The organism is Microbispora sp. ZYX-F-249, from assembly GCF_039649665.1.
GTDB classification, from domain to species: Bacteria; Actinomycetota; Actinomycetes; order Streptosporangiales; family Streptosporangiaceae; genus Microbispora; species Microbispora maris.
On the sequence record NZ_JBDJAW010000008.1, the window covers coordinates 88,691 to 107,555 of the forward strand.

Genomic DNA, 18,865 nt, shown 5'->3' on the forward strand with positions numbered 1-18,865 from the left:
GTGACGCGTTACTTGGGGGGTGTTACTTGATGGCGCCGACCGTGACGCCACGGGTCAGCGTGCGCTGGAAGATCAGGAAGAAGGCCACGGCCGGGACGATGCCGAGCAGCGCGGACGCGCTGGTCGTGGTGGCGTCCATCATCTTCTCGCCCTGCAGGCTGGCCAGGGCGACCGGCACGGTCTGGTTGTCGTTGTCGATGAGGAACACCAACGGCAGGAAGAACTCGTTCCACGTCCAGATGAAGAAGAAGATGAGCAGCACCGAGAGGGTCGGGCGGCTGATGGGCACGACGATGCGCCACAGCATCCGCCACCTGCTCGCGCCGTCGATCTCGGCCGCCTCCAGGATTGCGCGGGGGAACTGCCCGAGCACCGACGAGAGCAGGTAGGTCCCGAAGGCCGCCTGGATCACCGTGAAGATCAGGATGACGGCGAGCTTCGAGTCGTACAGCCCCGCCTTCTTCGCCAGGAAGTAGAGCGGGTAGACCAGCGCTTCCTGCGGCAGCGTGTTGGCGACCAGGAAGACCACCAGGATCCACAGCCGCCCGCGCACCTTGCCGATCCCCAGCGCGTACGCGTTGAGCACCGACAGCACCACGGCGGCGACCGCGACGACACCGCTGATCAGGAGGCTGTTCCACAGCTTCAGGCCGAAGTCGACGCGGTCCCAGAAGGCGGCGATTCCGTCCAGGTAGAGCCCGTGGGGCAGGCTCAGCGGGCCGCCCGAGGAGTATTCGGCCGGGGACTTCACCGCGTTGAGCGTGACGATGACGAACGGGAACAGCATCACGACCGCGAGCACGACCAGCGCCGCGAGCACAGCCCATCGTCCCGGCTGGCGGATGGTGCGATCGGGGGTCACGACTCACTCTCCTGGTCACGCTCCTGCACCCGCAGGAAGAGGAAGGTCACCACGAGGATGATCAGGGCGAGCACGGTCGCGATCGCCGAGCCGTACCCGACGTTGACCTTCTGGAAGAAGTTCAGATAGGAGAAGTACGACGGCACCATGGTCGCGGAGCCGGGCCCTCCCCTGGTCAGCACGAAGATCGGCCCGAACACCTTCAGCGCCGCGATCGTGCAGGTCAGCAGGACCACGAAGATCTCCGGCCGGATCTGCGCGATCGTGATGTGCCAGAACCTGCGCCACCACGAGGCCCCGTCGATCTCGGCCGCCTCGTACAACGAGGGGTCGACCCGCTGGAGCCCGGCCATGAAGATGACGACCGGGTACCCGAGCTGGAACCACACCATGATCGCCATGACCGTCGCCAGCGCGAAATCGGGGTCGCCCAGCCAGTTGACCTTCAGCCCGAAGATCTGGTTGACCGCGCCGTACGACGGGTGGAGCATCCAGCCCCAGACCACGCCGGCCACCGCGACGGGCAGCACCTGCGGGAGGTAGAACGCCGCGCGCAGGGCCGAGGCCGTACGCCCGCCGAAGCGCTTGGCGATGTAGTCGAACAGCGCGGCGGCGAGCACCAGACCGATGATCGTGGGCACCACGGCCATCGCGACGATCAGCGCGACGTTGTGCTGGAAGGAGGCCCAGAAACGCTCGTCCTTGAACAGCTTCGTGTAGTTGTCGAGCCCGATCCACTTGGGAGTGCCGACGCCGGACCAGCGGGTGAAGCTCGTCGCGAGGTTCATCAGGAACGGGACGACGATGATCGCGAGGAACAGCACCAGGCTCGGAACCAGGTAGAGCCAGTAGCCGCCCCTCCCGCGCGGGCGGGCGGTACCCGCGCCGGGTGGTGCCATGTGCGGAGCCTTTCGAGAAGGGGTCCGGCGGCGGAGGCCGGTCAGGCAGCCCCGCCGCCGGAGTCGGGGAGGGTTACTCGGCGATGTCGGCCAGGTTGTCGTTGTACGGCTGGGCGATCTCGTCCAGGACCTCCTCGGGCTTCTTGCTGCCGTTGATCAGTTCCTGTACGCCGGCGACGAGCACGTCGTAGTAGCCGGGGGCGGGCCAGTCAGGGTAGAAGGCCAGGCCGTCCTGCGTCGAGAGCTTGTTGAAGTTCTCGATGAGCTCCTTGTTCTGCGCGTCGGTGATCGCGGTGGGGTCGGCCGCGACCGGGACGCCGCCCGAGTTGCCGAGCAGGTTCTGGATCTCCTTCTTCATCGTGATGTCGATGAAGTCGTAGGCGAGGTCCTTGTTCTCGGACTTCTCCGGCACGACCCAGATGTTGCCGCTGGAGCCGGGGGCGAACTGGCCGGGCCACAGGAACGAGCCCCACTTGAAGTCCTTGATCTCCTCCTGCAGGCGTCCGAACCACCAGCTGCCCGACACCATGATCGGGTACTTGCCGCCGATGAACGCCACGCCCATGTCCTCGGCCTTCATGCCGGCCGAGTCCTTGCCGATGTACCCCTTCTTCACCCAGTCGGAGATGGTCTGCGCGGCGTAGGTGAACTCGGGACCGTGGAAGTCGACCTTGCCCTTGTAGAGCTCGAAGGAGTCGATCCAGGCACGGTTGGCCTTGTTCAGCGCGAGCAGGTAGAACAGCTGCTGGGCGGGGTACTCGGCGCCCGCCGTCGCGATCGGCGTGGTGCCCTTCTTCGCGAACGCGTCGAGCGCCGCGGTGAACTCGTCGAAGCTGGTGGGCACCTTGACGCCCGCCTTCTCGAACATGTCCTTGTTGTAGTAGACCATCACGTACTCGCCGTAGTTCGGCACGCCGAACCACTTGCCCGAGCCCATGATGCCCCGCTCGTCATATTTGGCCGTGGTCTGCAGCGACGGGCTGAGCAGCTTGTCCCAGCCGCGTTTGGTGGCCTCCTCCGACAGGTCGGTGAGCAGGCCCTGCTTGGACAGCTGACCGGCCGTCGCGTTGCCCTTGTTGTACTCCATGATGTCGGGCGCCTCGTCGGAGTTGAGGACCATAGACGCCGTCTTCTGGATCTGCTCGAAGCCCTTCTCCTCGAACTTCACCGTGACGCCGGGATGGCTCGCCTCGAAATCCTTGATCGCCTGAGCCCAGGCGGTGCCCATGGCGCTGTTGCCGGTCTCGTAGTGCCAGAGGGTGAGGGTCCTGCCCTCCGCGGAGCCGCCGCTGCCGCCGCTATTGGAATCGTCAGAGGATCCACCGCACGCGCCGAGCGCCAGTGCGGCCGCGGCCAGTGCCGCCACCGCCGCGCTCCTGCCTACTCTGAACATGGTGTTTCTCCAGGGGGGTTTGTCTAGTTGATGACGACCGGGACGCCGGGGCCAACGAACTCGACGCCGTCGATCTGCTTGGGGCCCTCGGCGGTGACGACCAGCCGGTCGCCGTCCCGCACCGCCGTGACCGTCGTGTCCCCGTCCAGGTCCCTGATCGTCGTACGGCTCTCGCGCTCCGGCACGCCGAAGGCGAGCAGCGAGACCCGGGGCTCGTCGGCCACCGTGTCGCCCGGCTCGGTGACCGGGATCAGCGAGCCGTGCCGTACGAACAGGGGGATCTGGTCGAGCGGCGGCGACACCGTGACGTAACGTCCGCCGTCCACGGCCTCACCGGTCCAGTAGTCCACCCACACCCCCGAGGGCAGGTAGACCTTCCTGGTGCCGTCGGCGGCGGTCATCGGGGCGACGAGCAGGTCGGTGCCGAGAAGGTACTGCAGGTCCGCCTGCCAGGCCACCGGGTCGTCCGGGTGGTCGACGCACAGCGCGCGCAGCATCGGCGCGCCCGTCTCGGCCGCGGTGACGGCCGCCGAGTAGATGTACGGCATGAGCCGGTAGCGCAGCCGCAGGGCCTCGACGGCGGCCCGCTCGGCGTGCGCCGGGAACTCCCAGGGCTCCCGGGTGGTCGTGCCGTGGAACCGGACCAGCGGGGACAGCGCGGCGAACTGCGACCAGCGGATGTAGAGGTCCGGGCTGGGCGTGCCGGTGAAGCCGCCCGCGTCGTGGCTCCAGAAGGGGATGCCGGACAGGCCGTGCGACAGCCCGCCCCTGATCGTGCTGCCCATCGCGGAGTAGGTCGTGTCGACGTCGCCGCTCCACTGGGCCGAGTGACGCTGGCCGCCGAGGTAGGACGAGCGGGCCCAGACCAGCTCGTGTCCGTTCACCTCGCGGGTCACCTCCGCCACGATGTCGTTGAACAGCAGCGTGTAGACGTTGTGCAGCTCGGTGCCGGTCATGCCGTTGAAGGCCACGGCGTCGGCGGGGACCCCCTCGGCGAAGTCCGTCTTGAACGCCGCCACGCCCTCACGCAGGCGGTCGCGCAGCAGGCCCTTGAACCACTCGGCCGCCTCGGGGTTGGTGAAGTCGACGATGCCGCAGGCCGGGTAGGAGCCGTGCCAGGTGTCGGCGACGTAGGTCTCGCCGTCGCGCGTCCTGAGGAAGTAGCCCTTCTCCGAGGCCTCGGCGAAGGCCGGGCTGAGGTGCGAGACGTAGGAGTTCATCCACAGGCAGACCTTGAAGCCCTGCTCCTTGAGCGTGGCGAGCATGCCCACCGGGTCGGGGAACGTCTCCGGGTCCCACTGGAGGTCGGACCAGTGCCCGTCGGCCTGCCAGTAGCAGTCGAGGTGGAGCACGTCGCAGGGGATCCCCCGCTCCCTGATCTTCCTGGCGCGCTCCAGCACGCGCTCCTGGCTGTCGCGGAAGAAGCCCGAGGAGATCCAGGTGCCGAACGCCCACTTCGGCGGCAGCTGCGGCCGGCAGGTCAGCCGGTCGAACCGGTCCAGGACCTCCGCCGGGGCCGGTCCCGCGATGACGTAGTAGTCGATGAGGTCGTCGGGCACGATGATCTGCACGGCGCTGTGCGTGGACTGGCACACGTCGAACTCGACCGGTGTGCCGCTGTCGACGCAGATGCCGTATCCCCTGCTGGACAGGTAGAAGGGCACGTTCTTGTACGCGCGCTGCGACTCGGCGCCGAAGGCGTCGAAGTTCCACATGAGCGGGCGCTGGCCGCGCTTGTCGAGCGGCGTGAACGACTCGCCGAAGCCGCCGAACGCCTCGTCGGCGGGGGCCACGAACGTGTCGTGATAGGCGACGGGGGCGCCGTCGACGGCGGAGCGGCCGAACGGCAGCGTGCGCAGCCGGCCGCTGATGTCGGGGTGACCCGGGTCCTGCTCCACCAGCGTGCGGCCCGCCCGGTCGGTGAAGCGCAGGTTCCACGGGTTCAGCCGCACCTCGGCCCGCAGCGATCCCGCGTCGACGATCACGCGGCTGTGGCTCGCCTCCACGACGGCCTCGCCGTACTCCCCCGGGGTGACCATGGAGATCGCGCGGGCGGACCGGGTGCGCGCGTCGGGATCCTCCGACAGGCGCACCCGGATCACCCCCTCACCCGCGACCGTGATCTGCACGACGAGCGTCTCCTCGGCCGAGGTGGAGCCCTTGAGCGTCACGCCCCGGCCGTCGGAGGCCACCACCTCCGCGCTGGTCAGCGCGGACAGGCCCGCCTCGCCCGGCTCGCGTACCGGAAGCTCGGGAGGATCCGCCACGAAGAACTCGCGCGCGATCAATGGGGGACGGTACGGCATTGCGGCACTCCATCGGCTCATCCGGCGATTGTGGAGTTAGTTTGCCGTCCATCCCAACAAAGGTCAATGGGTCGAACTCGCTCCGGATTTGTCCAAATTATTCCGATTAATGCCTGTTTGAGGTAATGTGACCGCAATCCCGCGACAAGGTAGGTGAGATGGACAGGTTCGTGCATGTGATGCCGCTCGACGACGTGATCGACCACGAGGGCAGCCCCGAGTGCGTCTGCGGCCCCGGAGGCCAGCCCGTCACCGCCGCCGACCTCGGCGAGCCGGTTCCGCACACGGACCGCGAGGCCGTCATCCTCGGCTGGCCCCACCCCGCCGTCGGCGTGATCTACCAGCACCACCCGCTCAGCCCCTGCCGCGAATGGGAAGCCATCCCCGAGCCCTGAGCGCTTTAATGCCGTCAATCGCCGCCATTTGCGCTAACCGCGTGTGATTGAGTCTCAACATTGAGTAAATTCTCGGCCATGCCCGGTATTGATCACGAGATGCCACTCGAACTCCCCGAGTGGCGCCATCACACCGCTGGCGATCGACCCCGGCCGCATCCCCCCTGATCACCGACCCCGACCAGGCCCGCGCCAGCCCGGAACTCGCCGTGCTCTCGGCCGTGGCGCATCCAGTCGAGGCCGACGACGAGCAGGTGCTGGAGGCGATGCTGGCGGGGCTGGCGACATTGGATGAGGATCGCGCCAGAGTATATTTGAACTACGTGATCAGCTCGCTACAGGATGTGACGGTCAAGCGTCTGGAGGAGATGGTGACCACCATTCAGGACTTCGACTACCTCGGCGACAAGTACTTCTCCCACTGGAAGGACCAGGGCCGCGCGGAGGCGCTTCTCATCATGCTCGACGCCCGCGGCCTGGAGATCTCCGACGATGTGCGCGAACGGATCCAGCGGTGTGAGGACACGAACCAACTGGAGGCCTGGGTCCGCAGGGCTGCCGTCATCACCACAGTCGACGAGCTGTTCGATTGATGACCGCCTGGCCTGTGGGGGCGGGCGGGCCGCCCGGGGGTGCACCCCGGAGGCGGCCCGCTTGATGTCAGTCGGTCACGGGGTCCATCTGACGTTCGGGTTGATGTGGCCGGTCCAGTCGAAGACGGCCATGTTGTCCCAGCCGTCGCCGGTGCCGTTGATGTTCGCCGGGTCCCAGCCGTTCCCGGGCACGGCGTACCACGTCGGCTCCCAGTAGAAGACGCCGACGGCGCCCGCGCTGCGGGCCGTGCTCTGCACCGCCGCGAACTCGGCGCCCTGACCCTGCCAGGTGAGGCCGTATCCCGGACAGCCCGACGTGACCGAGTTGCCCTCCCAGTCGGCGTTGTTCGGAGTGAACGGGTAGGCCGTCTCGGCGATGACGACCGGCTTGCCGTAGCGGGACCGCATGTCCGAGATCACGCTGGACAGGTTGGACAGCGTGCCGTGCCACATGCAGTAGTACGACAGGCCGGTGATGTCCCAGGGGACGCCCTTGGCCCGGATGCCGTCGTAGAACCAGCGGGCGTGCGCGTCGCTGTCGGCGTTCGCGGTGTGGATGATCACCTGAGTGCCGGAGTTGCACGCCTTGGTCGCGTTGTAGCCGGCCTTGAGCAGCAGGCTCAGGTTCGTGAAGTCGTTGTTGACGACCTTGCCGTCGTTCCACAGCATGCCGACGTTGATCTCGTTGCCGATCTGCACGCTGTCGGGGGTCGTGCCCTGGGCCTTGAGGCTGGAGCACACGTCGTAGGTGTAGTTGTAGACGTCGGTCTGCAACTGGCCGATGCCGTGGCTGGCCCACGCGGCGGGCTTGTACTGCTTGCCGGGATCCGCCCACGTGTCGGAGTAGTGGAAGTCGATCATCAGCTTCAGGCCCTTGGCCTTGACCGTCCTGGCGTACTGGAGGACCTTCGCCTTGTTGTTGTAGCCGCTGGCCGGGTTGTTCCAGATCCGCAGGCGGACGTAGTTGACGCCGACGCCCTTGAGGATGTCGAGCGGGTCCCGCTGGGCGCCGCCCGCGTCGTAGTACTTCGCGCCCAGGTCGAGGGAGCGCTGCACGGAGGAGACGTCGGCTCCGAGCATGGTCAGTGTGCCGGCGGCGTGCGCCGGTTGCGCGGCGGGGAGCACCGCGGCGGCGCACACGACCAGCGCCGCCAGGATCTTTCTCATGGTTCCTCCGGTCAGGAGAGGATGGGTGGACGCCCCCGAACCCCCGCCGTCACGAGGTCAGGCCGCCACGGCGAGGGACGTTTCGATACTCACCGGCGGGCGAACTCCCGCAGCGCGGGCAGCGCCCGGTCGTCGAAGCCGAACAACGCCTGGTTCTCCCAGGCGTTGCCCGACGACGGGTCGGCGGGATCCCAGCCGTTGCCCTTCACCCCCGTCCAGGTGGCCTCCCACCAGAAGGCCCCCAGGCCGAGTCCGCCGGGCACCGCCCGCACGATGTTCGTCAGGTCGCGGGCGAACGCCGCCTGGCCCGCAGGGGTCGCCGGATATCCCGGGTACGGCTCGGCGGAGGTGACGATGTTCTCCCAGCCGTCGTCGTCGGCCGTCGTGAAGGGATAGGCGGTCTCCGCCACCACGACCGGCTTGCCGTACCGTGCGGCGACGTCGTTGAGGTTGGCCTGGAACGCGGCGAGGGTGCCGTGCCAGAACGGGTAGTACGACAGGCCGATCACGTCGTAGCGGACGCCGTAGGACGCGGCGGTGTCGAACCACCACCGGTAGAGGCCGTTGTCGCCGCCGTCCGCCAAGTGCAGCACGACCTTCGTCCGGGCGGACACCGCCTTGACCGCGTCGTACCCGGCGCCCAGCAGGGCGGCCATTCCCGGCCAGGCGTCCCAGCGGCCGTCCGGCCACAGCAGGCCGCCGTTGATCTCGTTGCCGACCTGGACCATGTCGGCCGTCGTGCCCTGCGCCTTCAGCGCGCTCAGCACGTCGTAGGTGTGGTCGTACACCGCCTGCTTCAGTTCTTCGAACGACAGCGCGGACCAGGCGGCGGGCTTGTTCTGCTTGCCCGGGTCGGCCCAGGAGTCGGAGTAGTGGAAGTCGACCAGCAGGCCCATGCCGAGCGCCTTGGCCCGCTTCGCGATCGCGAGCACCTGGTTCTCGGTGTTGTAGCCGTCGGCGGGGTTCACCCACACCTTGAGCCGGATGTAGTTGACCCCGCTGTGCCGCAGGATCGCCAGCGCGTCGCCCCGCCGCCCGTTCGCGTAGCGGTACGTCCCGCCCAGCGCCTCGGACTTGGCGAGGCTCGACACGTCGGCGCCCCTGATCGCGAGGTGGGGTGGGGGGCCGCCGGGCTTCGGGCCGCCGCCGGCCGGTGCCGCGGCCCCGGCCGGGGCGACGGTGGTGAACAGCGCGGCCATCGCGCACAGCAGGGCCGCCAGGAATCGAGCCATGTGATCCTCCGGTCAGGAGAGGACGAGCCGTGTTCCTCTGTGGGTGATTGTGCGGGCCCCGGCGCCGTGCCGTCGGTCAGGTGCGGCACGGCGCCGGGGAGTCTCACTCGGTGCGGACGACCACGACGCCTCCGGCGGGCACCGTCGCCGAGCCGTCGTACGCGGCGCGGTCGAGCACCCCGGTGCCGGTCACCCCGTACACGGTGACCGGCGCGTCCCCGTGGTTGATGAGGAACAGGTGGTCGCCCCGCCGTACGAGCTCGAGCGTGTCGGGCAGGCCGCGCGGCCGGGAGACGCCCGCGCCGTCGAGCACCCGGCCGAGGAGCCCGCGCAGGCCGGACCCGGCGTCCAGGGCGGTGGACACGTACCACGCGGTGCCCGCGCCCAGGTCGTGCCGGGTGACGGCGGGGTGCCCGGCATCGGGCCCGTCGCCGAACTCGTGCACGGCCCGCGCCCCCGCGAGCCGTACGCGCTCGGACCAGATCCGGCCGGTGGCGGAGAAGGGCTCCACCGTCACGGTCTCGTGCTCGCGCAGCGGGTGGAACTCCTCGACGACCACCCCGAGCACCTCGCGCAGCGCCCCGGGACAGGGCCCCGCGTGGACGGTGTCGTTCTCGTCCACGATTCCGGAGAAGTAGGAGACGAGCAGGTGCCCGCCCGCCTCCACGTAGCGGTGCAGGTTCTTCGCCGGCGCCTCTGCGAGCAGGTAGGAACTCGGCGCGACGACCAGCCGGTACGGCGACAGGTCGGCCGACGGGTGGACGAAGTCGACGGTGACGTGCTCCCGCCACAGCGCCTCGTAGTAGGCCTCGACGCGCTCCCGGAAGCGCAGGTCGGCCGAGGGCCGCCACTCGAACTCGAGCGCCCAGTAGGACTCCCAGTCCCACACCACGGCGACCTCGGCCGTCACCTGCGAGCCCCTGACCCCGGCGAGTTCGCGCAGGTCCGCGCCGAGCGCCACCACGTCGCGCCACATCTGCGAGTCGGTCCCGGCGTGCGGCACCATCGCCGAGTGGAACTTCTCCGCGCCGTGGCGGGAGGCGCGCCACTGGAAGAACATCGCCGAGTCCGAGCCGCGCGCAACGTGGGCGAGGGTGTTGCGGCGCATCTCCCCCGGCCGTTTGGCGAGGTTGCGCGGCTGCCAGTTGACCGCGCCCGTCGAGTGCTCCATCAGCATCCAGGGGCGGCCTCCGGCCACCGAGCGGGTGAGGTCGGCGGCCATGGCGAGTTCGATGTGCGGGTCGGCCCGCCCCGAGTCGAGGTAGTGGTCGTTGGCCACCACGTCGACCTCCGCCGCCCACCGCCAGTAGTCCATCGGCTTGCAGTTGGGGATCATGAAGTTGGTCGTGACGGGCAGGTCGCCGAACCGGCGGATCGTGTCCCGTTCCCTGCGGAAACAGGCGATGTGGGCGTCGACGGAGAACCGCATGAAGTCGAGCTGGAGCCCGGTGAGCAGGCCCGCCGGCGCGGCCACGGGCGGCTCGACCTCCTCGAACGAGCCGTAGGTCAGCCCCCAGAAGGTCGTGCCCCAGGCGGCGTTGAGCGCCCCCACGTCGCCGTACCTGTCCCTCAGCCAGGCGCGGAACGCCTCGGCCGACGTCGGGCAGTAGCAGTGGGCGTTGGCCCAGCCGTACTCGTTGTGCACGTGCCACATGACCACCGCGGGGTGGCCGGCGTACCGCCGGGCCAGTGCGGCGACGATCCGCTCGGACGCGGCGGCGTAGTCGGGCGAGCTCGGGCAGAAGCTGTGCCGTGAGCCTCCGCCGAGCACGTGGCCCTCCCGGTCCACCAGGCGGCTGCCGGGGTAGCGGCGGCGGAACCACGTGGGCGGCGACGAGGTGGGGGTGGCGAGGTCGGCGTACACGCCGGCCGAGTGGAGCAGGTCGAGGACCCGGTCGAGCCGGGAGAAGTCGTACTCGCCCTCCTCCGGTTCGATCAGTCCCCAGTTGAAGACCCCCACGGTGACCAGGTTCACCCCGGCCTCCCGCATCAGGCGGACGTCCTCCCGCCACACGTCCTCCGGCCACTGCTCGGGGTTGTAGTCCCCGCCGTAGGCGAGGCCCTCGGGCAGGACGGGATATCCGGGCACGTCTCCCCCTCGATTCTGCTTCTGTGAACGTGCACAGTAACGCACAGCCGCTCAGTCGTGAAGGTGTGGGCGATTTGCGCTGTTGAAGACGGGCCGTTAACAACCGGGTAACGACCATTGACAGCACATTGGCGAACTTCCACTCTGTGAACGCTCCCAGAACGTTTCATCCTCCCCACTCCCTCTCCCCCCTGCCTGGAGGGCCCTATGCGTGGAAACCGGTCAGCAGTGGCGGCCGTCGCGATCCTCACCACCGCACTGTCGGCGGCCTGCTCGGGCGGCGCCGAGAAACCGTCCTCGGAGGCCGCGAGCCGGAGCGCGGCACCGGCCGGGCCGGTGAAGCTGACCTACTGGACCTGGGTCCCGAACATGGACAAGATCGCCGCGGTGTGGAACCAGGCCCACCCCGACATCCAGGTCACGGTCAGCAAGCAGGCGGGCGGGGACGACGCGGCGGCCAAGTTCCTCACCGCCGCCAAGGCCGGCAATCCGCCCGACCTGGTCCAGGCCGAATACCAGATGCTGCCCTCCTTCGTCGCGGCCGACGCCGTGGCCGACCTCAAGGCGGAGACCGCGCAGGCGAAGAGCGAGTTCGGCGAGGGCGTCTGGGGGCTGGTGACCCTCGGCACCGACGCCGTCTACGCGGTCCCGCAGGACAGCGGGCCGATGATGCTCTACTACCGGCAGGACCTGTTCGAGAAGTACGGCATCGAGGTGCCGAAGACCTGGGACGAGTACGCCGAGGCCGCCCGCACCGTGCACAAGAAGGACCCGAAGGTCTTCCTCGGCACGTTCTCCAGCAAGGACCCGGGCTGGTTCGCCGGCCTCTCCCAGCAGGCGGGCGCGCAGTGGTGGTCGATCAGCGGCGACGCCTGGAAGGTCGCGGTGAACGACGAGGCCACCACGAAGGTCGCCTCCTACTGGGGCGGCCTGGTGAAGGAGGGCGTCATCGACGGCATGCCGTACTTCACCCCCGAGTGGAACAAGGCGCTCAACGACGGCAAGCTGCTCACCTGGCCGTCGGCGGTGTGGGGCCCGGGCGTCCTGTCGAGCAACGCGCCGAAGGCCAAGGGCAAGTGGGCCATCGCCCCGCTGCCGCAGTGGAACGCGGGTGAGAACCACAGCGGCTTCTGGGGCGGCTCGTCCACCGCCGTCGCCGCGAAGTCGCCCAACAAGGCGGCCGCCGCGCAGTTCGCCACCTGGCTCAACACCGACCCGCAGGCGCTCGGCCTGCTCATCAAGGAGGGCGCGGTCTACCCGGCCTCCGCCAAGGGGGCCGCCCTGATGACCGAGGCGCCGGACTACTTCTCCAACCAGCCCGACTTCTGGAAGCAGGCGGCCGACATAGGCGCCACCGCCCGCGGCTTCACCTTCGGCCCCAACGTCAACGTGACCTACAACGCCTACAAGGACGCCTTCGACAAGGCCGTCGCCGCCAAATCCGACTTCGCCGCGGCAGTCGGGACGATGCAGGACACCACCGTCGCCGACATGCAGAAGTCCGGCTTCAGCCTCGCCCAGTGACGATGCGATCTCCTGAGAAGGGCGCCCGCGCGCATCGCGCGGGCGCCGTGCCCTACCTGTTCCTCGCCCCGGCCATGGCGCTGTTCGCGCTCTTCATGGCCCTGCCCATCGGTTACACGATCTATCTGAGCCTGCGGCGCACGAAGGTCTCCGGACTGGGCCTCGGCAAGGGGGCCCGTACGGAGGTCTTCGCCGGGCTCGCCAACTACGCGGCGGCCGTCGGCGACGGCGAGCTGTGGGCCGGCTGGCTGCGCGTCCTCGGATACGGCGCGCTGGTGCTGGTGCTGATGCTGGGGCTCGCCCTCGTGTTCGCGCTCATGCTCGACGCCGCGCACGTGCGGCTCGCCCGCCTCACCCGGATCTCGATCTTCCTGCCGTACGCCGTGCCCGGCGTGGCCGCGACGCTGATGTGGGGCTTCCTCTACCTGCCCAGCCTCAGCCCGTTCGGCGAGCACCCGTTCCTGAGCGCCGGCCTGGTGACGTTCTCGATGGCGAACGTCGCGGTCTGGGGCGGCACCGGCTTCAACATGCTGGTGCTCTACACGAACCTGCGGGCCGTGCCGCGGGAGTACTACGAGGCGGCCAGGATCGACGGCGCGAGCGAACTCGACATCGCGCTGCGCATCAAGATCCCGATCCTGGTCCCGTCGATCATCCTGACCACCGTGTTCTCCGTCATCGCGACCGTCCAGGTGTTCACGGAACCGACCACCCTTCGGCCGCTGACGAACACGATCAGCTCGACCTGGAGCCCCCTGATGAAGGTGTACCGCGACGCGTTCGTCACCGGCGACCTCTACTCGGCCGCCGCGACCTCCATGGTGATCGCCGGCATCTCCCTCGTCCTGTCGTTCGGTTTCCTGCGGATCGTGAAGAACCGCGCGTTCGGGGAGGGCTGATGACCGCCACCGCGCTGCCGCGCGGCCGCGGCCACGCCAGGCCGGCGCCGCGCCGGCCGCTGGGAGTCGTGCCGACCGGGGTGCTCGTGCTGGGCGCCATCTACACCCTGTTCCCGGTGAGCTGGGTGGTGGTCGCGGCCACCAAGTCGAAGGCCGAACTGTTCTCCACCTCGACGTTCGCGCCCGGGACCGGGCTGCTGTCCAACCTGGGCGACCTGTTCGCCTACCGCGACGGCGTCTTCTGGCTCTGGCTGCTCAACACCCTCCTGTACGCCGGGGGCGGCGCGGTCCTGTCGACCGCCGTGTCCACCGTCTCGGGCTACGCCCTCGCCACGTACGACTTCCCGGGGCGGAATCTGATCTTCAACCTGCTCATCGGCGGCATCCTCGTGCCGTCGGTGGTGCTGGCGATCCCGCAGTATCTGCTGTTCTCCAAGGCCGGCCTGGCCGACACGTACTGGTCGGTGCTGCTGCCCCAGATCCTGCATCCGTACAGCATCTACCTGGCCCGGATCTACGCCAGGGCCGCGATCCCGGGCTCGCTGCTGGAGGCGGGCCGGCTGGACGGCGCGGGCGAGTGGCGATTGTTCCGCCAGGTGGCGCTGCCGATGATGACGCCGGGCATGGTGACGATCTTCCTGTTCCAGTTCGTCGCGATCTGGAACAACTTCCTGCTGCCGTTCATCATGCTGGGCGACGACCACAGGTTCCCGCTGACGGTCGGCCTCTACACGCTGCTCGCCGCGGGCGCCAACCAGCCGTCGCTGTACAACCTGATCCTCACGGGGACGATGCTGTCGCTCGTCCCGCTGATCGCGCTGTTCCTCACGATGCAGCGCTACTGGCGTACGGACCTGTCCGGCGGGGCCGTGAAAAGCTGATGCGCACGGGGAAACACGCTGATCGGCGGGGGGAAAATACGTCTATGGCGAAACGTCCGACCATCCACGACGTGGCCGCGGCGGCGGGCGTCTCCCGGGGCACGGTCTCCCGGGTGCTCAACGACGACCGGTACGTGAGCCCCGCCGCCCACGCCGCCGTCCGCCGGGCCATCGCCGAGACCGGGTACGTCGTCAACCGCGCCGCCAGGAGCCTGGTCACCCAGCGGACCGGTTCTGTCGTGATGGTCCTGTCCGAGCCGCACGAGAAGCTGTTCGAGGACCCCAACTACAGCGTGATGATCCGCACCGCCATCAAGCGCCTGGCCGAGCGCGATGTGTCCCTCGTCGTCATGCTGGCCGGCGACGACGGGGACCGCGAGCGGGTGCTCCGCTACGTGCGCGGCGGCCACGCCGACGGCGTGTTCCTGATGTCCACGCACGCCGGCGACACGCTCGTGGACGCCCTGGTGGAGACGAAGGTCCCCGCCGTGGCGCAGGGCGCGGTCATCGGGCGGGAGACCACGATCCCGTACGCGGCGGCCGACGACCGCGAGGGCGCCCGGCAGATGACCCGCTACCTGGTCGAGCAGGGCCGCAGGAGGATCGCCACGATCACCGGCCCGATGGACACCCCCGGCGGCATCCAGCGCCTGGAGGGCTTCGCCGACGTGCTCGGCAGGAAGGCGTCCAGGAAGCTCATCGAGCACGGCGACTGGACCCAGCTCAGCGGCGAGAGCGCGATGGCGCGGCTGCTGGCGCGCACGCCCGACCTCGACGCCGTCTTCGTGGCCTCCGACCTCATGGCGGCCGGCGCGCTGTCCACGCTGCGCGCGGCCGGGCGCCGGGTGCCCGACGACGTGGCCGTGGGGGGCTTCGACGACTCGTCGGTGGCCGCCACCACGCATCCGCCGCTGACCACCGTCCGCCAGCCGCTCGCCGAGGTCGCGCAGGAGACCGTACGGCTCCTGCTCACGCTCATCGACGGCGGCGGCCCGGTGGACCCGGTGATCCTGCCCACCCGTCTCGTCGTGAGGGAGTCGGCCTAGGTCGCGTCCCCGGCGCGTGCTCGCGCTCGTCCGGGCACCCGTGCCGGCGGTCAGCCCCTGACCGGCAGGACCGCGCGGGCGACGGCCAGGCGTTCGGCCTCCTCGCGCTCGGCGGCCTCCTGCTCGGCGGCCACGCGCCGGTCGTAGGCGGCGCGGGCCGCGGCGATGGCGTTCTGGTGCTCCTCGGTCCAGTCGACCAGGGCACGGATGGTCGTGTGCAGGGTCGCGCCCATCGGCGTCAGCGCGTAGTCCACGCGCGGCGGGACCGTCGGGTGGACCGTCCGGCTGACCAGCCCGTCCCGTTCCAAATGCCGCAGCGTGCGGGCCAGCATCCGCTGGCTGACCCCGTCGATCGCGCGGCGCAGCTCGGTGAAGCGCAGGCTTCGCTTGTCGAGCAGCGCGATGACCAGGAGCGACCACTTGTCGGCGATCCGGTCGAGGATTTGCCGCACCTCGCAGTCCGCGCGCTGGTCCCATTGGAGGACGTCGTCGTCGACGCCGGTATCCGCGCAGTAACCGAGGGACTCGGAAGTGCCGTCTTCCACAGTCACCGATAGTGCCTGACGATGCAGTCGGTTACAAGAGGGAACCGGCAGGCACTCGGGGAACCACCCCGGGACCGGTTCCCCGACGAGATGGAGCGGGACTCCGATGTCCGATTCCGTGGGCGGAATCTCCGCCCGGCACACCGCCCGCATGACCGGGCGCGCCCGGGGAGTGCTGCTCGTGTTGTGCGGCGCGATCTTCCTGGAGGGCATCGACGTGGCGATGCTCAACGTGGCGCTGCCGTCGATCCGGGCCGACCTGGGGCTGTCCACCGGGATGCTCAGCGGCGTCGTCAGCGCCTACGTGCTCGGCTACGGCGGGTTCATGCTGCTCGGCGGGCGCGCCGCCGACCTGCTGGGCCATCGTCGGATGTTCCTGCTGTGGCTGGCCGTCTTCCTGGTCTTCTCCGGGCTCGGCGGGCTCGCCACCCAGGGCTGGATGCTGCTGGCCGCGCGGTTCGTCACGGGGATCGCGGCCGCGTTCATGGCGCCCGCCGGGCTGGCGCTGGTCACGTCCAACTTCCCGGAGGGGCCGGTGCGCACCAGGGCGCTCGGCGTGTACGCGGGCACGGCGGCGGGCGGGTTCTCGCTCGGCCTGGTCGCCGGCGGCGTGCTCACCGCGTTCGGCTGGCGGTGGGTGTTCTTCGCCCCGGTCGTCCTGTCCGCGCTGATCCTGGCGGCGGCGCTGGTCCTCGTCCGTGACACGGGTGGCGGGCGCCCCTCGGGCGGCTTCGACCTGCCCGGGGCGTTCGCCGTCACAGCCGCCATGTTGCTGCTCGCGTACGGGGTGGTGCGGCTGGAGCATCCCGGGGACGGCCCCGGCCTGACCGCCGGTGCCAACGCGGCGGGGCTGGTGATGCTGGTGCTGTTCGTCGCGATCGAGCGGCGATCGTCGTCGCCCCTGGTGCGGCTGGGCATCCTCCGTAGCGCGCCGCTGGTGCGGGTGAACGCGGCGGCGCTGCTGTTCCTGTTCGCGTTCGCCGGGTTCCAGTTCCTGGTCACCCTGTACCTTCAGGAGTTGCGTGGCTGGAACACGATGCAGACCGGCCTGGCCATGCTGGTGATCGGCATCGACACGGTGCTCGCGCCGACGCTGACGCCGCGCCTGGTCAACCGCTTCGGCAACACCCGGGTGCTGTTCGGCGGCGTCGTCCTCGCGGCGGTCGCGTACGCGCTCTTCCTCCCCGTGGGCATGGACTGGACCTACACCGCCATGCTCCCGGCGTTGCTCCTGCTCGGCCTGTCCTTCTCCCTGGCGTACGGCCCGCTGACCATGGCCGCGACGGAGGGCGTCGACGAGGACGAGCACGGCCTGGCGGGCGGCCTGCTCTACACGGCGATGCAGTTCGGCACGGCGCTCGGGCTGTCGGCCGTCACCGCCGTCGGCGTCGCGGCCAGGTCCGGGCCGGATGGGCTGCGGACCGCGCTGGTCGTCCCGCTGGTGGCGGCGGCGCTCGGGGCGATCATCGTCGCCTTCGGCCTCCGCGCCCCCGGCGGCGCCGCGGCGTCCGCTCAGGACGCAGCGGCCGAGCCGGCCGCGGCCGCCCCGCGGGCGTAGCTGCCGGATGTCACACACTGAGGGTGTGTCTCGTCCTCAGGGTGTGAACGACCATGAAAGCGCGGTGACCGGCCTGGACGCCGAGTTCCAGGCACTGCGGCCCCGGCTGCTCGGCGTCGCGTACGGCCTGCTCGGCAGCCTCGACGAGGCCGAGGACGTGGTGCAGGACGCCTGGCTGCGGCTGCGCACCGCCAAGGCCGCGGGTGGTGACGAGATCAGGGACGCGACCGGCTGGCTGGTGGTCACGGTCTCCCGGCTCGCCCTCGACGTGCTGCGCTCGGCGCGGCACCGCAGGGAGGAGTACGTGGGGCCGTGGCTGCCCGAGCCCGTTCTGATGGGGCCCGACCCCGCCGAGCGGGTGACTCTGGACGAGTCGATGAGCATGGCCATGCTCGTCGTGCTGGAGTCGCTCAGCCCGGCCGAGCGGACCGCCTTCGTGCTGCACGACGTGTTCGGCCTGACGTTCGCCGAGGTGGGCGCGGCGGTGGGGCGCAGTCCGGCCGCCTGCCGGCAGCTCGCCGCGCGGGCACGGGCGCACGTCGAGTCCCGTGCGCCCCGATTCGACGTGGACCCCGCCGAGCACCGGCGGGTGGTGCGCGCCTTCGCCCGGGCCTGCCTCGGCGACGACTTGGACGCGCTGCTCGCGTTGCTCGACCCGGACGTCGTGCTGCGCAGCGACGGCGGCGGCCGGGTGCGCGCGGCGAGGCGGCCCGTCCTCGGCGCGGCCAAGGTGGCCAGGCTGCTGTTCGGCATCCGCAGGTTCGGCTCGCACGAGCTGGTCCCGGTCACGGTGAACGGCTGGCCGGGGCTGCTGCGCTACCGCGATGGGCGTCTGGTGGCCGTGATGGGGCTTTCCATCGCGCGCGGCCGGATCACCGCCGTCGACATGGTCGCGAACCCGGAGAAACTCGCCCGCGTGACGCGGGCCGACGAGACGAGGAACCGACGATGACCACGAGGATCAAGCTGGCTCCCGAGGCGTACCAGGCCATGCTCGGGGTGGAGCGCTTCCTGCACGAGTGCGACGTGCCGCCCGCGACCCTGGAGCTGATGAAGATCCGGGCGAGCCAGATCAACGGCTGCGCCTTCTGCCTGGACATGCACCACCGGGACGCGAAGAAGGCCGGCGAGAGCGACGAGCGCCTGTGGACGGTGGCCGGTTGGCGGGAGGCGCCGTTCTACAGCGACGCCGAACGGGCGGCCCTCGCACTGACCGAGGCCGCGACTCGGCTCGCCGACCGCCCCGACCCCGTGCCGGACGAGCTTTGGGCGGAGGTGGTTGAGCACTACTCCCAGGAGCAGCTCTCCGCGCTGGTCGTCGCCATCGCGCAGATCAACGCCTGGAACCGGATCTGTGTCGTGAGCCGGAAGAGCCCCGGCTCCGCCTGAAAACGGGAGGACGGCGGCACGCGGGGCGAATAGTCTTCCTCCATCACGGAAGGAGGAGGCCATGAGACGCACCAGGATCCGCAAGCC

General features: G+C 69.8%; 17 protein-coding genes. 9 read left to right on the forward strand and 8 right to left on the reverse strand.

The genetic code is table 11. The features are described 5' to 3' along the window. Window positions 1-22: 22 nt before the first annotated feature. The 4 genes from AAH991_RS12510 to AAH991_RS12525 all read right to left on the reverse strand — a co-directional run bounded on the left by AAH991_RS12510 (window position 23) and on the right by AAH991_RS12525 (window position 5,481). Entirely contained in the window at window positions 23-862 is an 840-nt protein-coding gene (locus AAH991_RS12510; protein WP_346225945.1) for a carbohydrate ABC transporter permease, read from the reverse strand. Further along, the gene (locus AAH991_RS12515; protein WP_346225946.1) at window positions 859-1,761 is read right to left on the reverse strand and encodes a carbohydrate ABC transporter permease; all 903 of its coding nucleotides are present in this window, start codon (window positions 1,759-1,761) and stop codon (window positions 859-861) included. Before AAH991_RS12515 ends, AAH991_RS12510 begins: the two co-directional genes overlap by 4 nt. A gap of 73 nt (window positions 1,762-1,834) precedes the next feature. Next, window positions 1,835-3,154, reverse strand: coding sequence for an ABC transporter substrate-binding protein (locus tag AAH991_RS12520; RefSeq protein WP_346225947.1), 1,320 nt, complete (start codon window positions 3,152-3,154; stop codon window positions 1,835-1,837). Window positions 3,155-3,177: 23 nt separating this feature from the next. After that, window positions 3,178-5,481: a TIM-barrel domain-containing protein gene (locus tag AAH991_RS12525; protein ID WP_346225948.1), complete on the reverse strand. Its 2,304-nt coding sequence runs from the start codon at window positions 5,479-5,481 to the stop codon at window positions 3,178-3,180. Window positions 5,482-5,618: 137 nt separating this feature from the next. Here AAH991_RS12525 and AAH991_RS12530 point away from each other — a divergent pair, with 137 nt between their 5' ends. Next, a complete protein-coding gene (locus AAH991_RS12530) occupies window positions 5,619-5,855 on the forward strand; it encodes a hypothetical protein (RefSeq protein ID WP_346225949.1) in 237 nt (78 codons plus the stop codon). 119 nt (window positions 5,856-5,974) lie between these two features. Then, window positions 5,975-6,448 carry a hypothetical protein gene (locus tag AAH991_RS12535; protein ID WP_346225950.1) on the forward strand — a complete coding sequence of 158 codons (474 nt, stop codon included), beginning with the start codon at window positions 5,975-5,977 and terminating at the stop codon, window positions 6,446-6,448. 75 nt (window positions 6,449-6,523) lie between these two features. Here the strand turns inward: AAH991_RS12535 and AAH991_RS12540 are convergent, their stop codons facing one another. The 3 genes from AAH991_RS12540 to AAH991_RS12550 form a co-directional block, all read right to left on the reverse strand. Further along, window positions 6,524-7,615: a glycoside hydrolase family 53 protein gene (locus AAH991_RS12540; protein WP_346225951.1), complete on the reverse strand. Its 1,092-nt coding sequence runs from the start codon at window positions 7,613-7,615 to the stop codon at window positions 6,524-6,526. An 89-nt stretch (window positions 7,616-7,704) separates the two neighbouring features. Then, a complete protein-coding gene (locus tag AAH991_RS12545; protein WP_346225952.1) occupies window positions 7,705-8,847 on the reverse strand; it encodes a glycoside hydrolase family 53 protein in 1,143 nt (380 codons plus the stop codon). A gap of 103 nt (window positions 8,848-8,950) precedes the next feature. Then, on the reverse strand, window positions 8,951-10,936 hold the full coding sequence (locus tag AAH991_RS12550) for a beta-galactosidase (RefSeq protein WP_346225953.1): 1,986 nt from the start codon (window positions 10,934-10,936) through the stop codon (window positions 8,951-8,953). 207 nt (window positions 10,937-11,143) lie between these two features. On the opposite strand from AAH991_RS12550, the gene AAH991_RS12555 reads away from it, so the two are divergent. The 4 genes from AAH991_RS12555 to AAH991_RS12570 are packed head-to-tail and all read left to right on the forward strand — an operon-like array spanning window position 11,144 to window position 15,286. Continuing rightward, the gene (locus AAH991_RS12555) at window positions 11,144-12,460 is read left to right on the forward strand and encodes an ABC transporter substrate-binding protein (RefSeq protein ID WP_346225954.1); all 1,317 of its coding nucleotides are present in this window, start codon (window positions 11,144-11,146) and stop codon (window positions 12,458-12,460) included. A 2-nt stretch (window positions 12,461-12,462) separates the two neighbouring features. Then, window positions 12,463-13,359 carry a carbohydrate ABC transporter permease gene (locus AAH991_RS12560; protein ID WP_346225955.1) on the forward strand — a complete coding sequence of 299 codons (897 nt, stop codon included), beginning with the start codon at window positions 12,463-12,465 and terminating at the stop codon, window positions 13,357-13,359. Then, window positions 13,359-14,240, forward strand: coding sequence for a carbohydrate ABC transporter permease (locus tag AAH991_RS12565; protein ID WP_346225956.1), 882 nt, complete (start codon window positions 13,359-13,361; stop codon window positions 14,238-14,240). Before AAH991_RS12560 ends, AAH991_RS12565 begins: the two co-directional genes overlap by 1 nt. A 44-nt stretch (window positions 14,241-14,284) precedes the next feature. After that, a complete protein-coding gene (locus tag AAH991_RS12570; RefSeq protein WP_346225957.1) occupies window positions 14,285-15,286 on the forward strand; it encodes a LacI family DNA-binding transcriptional regulator in 1,002 nt (333 codons plus the stop codon). A 50-nt stretch (window positions 15,287-15,336) separates the two neighbouring features. Here AAH991_RS12570 and AAH991_RS12575 read toward each other — a convergent pair whose 3' ends face one another. Then, window positions 15,337-15,831: a winged helix-turn-helix transcriptional regulator gene (locus tag AAH991_RS12575; RefSeq protein ID WP_346225958.1), complete on the reverse strand. Its 495-nt coding sequence runs from the start codon at window positions 15,829-15,831 to the stop codon at window positions 15,337-15,339. A 106-nt stretch (window positions 15,832-15,937) separates the two neighbouring features. On the opposite strand from AAH991_RS12575, the gene AAH991_RS12580 reads away from it, so the two are divergent. From AAH991_RS12580 to AAH991_RS12590, 3 genes are read left to right on the forward strand one after another with little or no spacing between them, the layout of a single operon-like run. After that, window positions 15,938-17,389, forward strand: a complete 1,452-nt coding sequence (locus AAH991_RS12580) for an MFS transporter (protein WP_346225959.1) — start codon at window positions 15,938-15,940, stop codon at window positions 17,387-17,389. A 43-nt stretch (window positions 17,390-17,432) separates the two neighbouring features. After that, entirely contained in the window at window positions 17,433-18,341 is a 909-nt protein-coding gene (gene sigJ, locus AAH991_RS12585; RefSeq protein WP_346225960.1) for an RNA polymerase sigma factor SigJ, read from the forward strand. Beyond that, window positions 18,338-18,778, forward strand: a complete 441-nt coding sequence (locus AAH991_RS12590) for a carboxymuconolactone decarboxylase family protein (protein ID WP_346225961.1) — start codon at window positions 18,338-18,340, stop codon at window positions 18,776-18,778. The genes sigJ and AAH991_RS12590 overlap by 4 nt, the downstream gene beginning before the upstream one ends. Window positions 18,779-18,865: the final 87 nt, after the last annotated feature.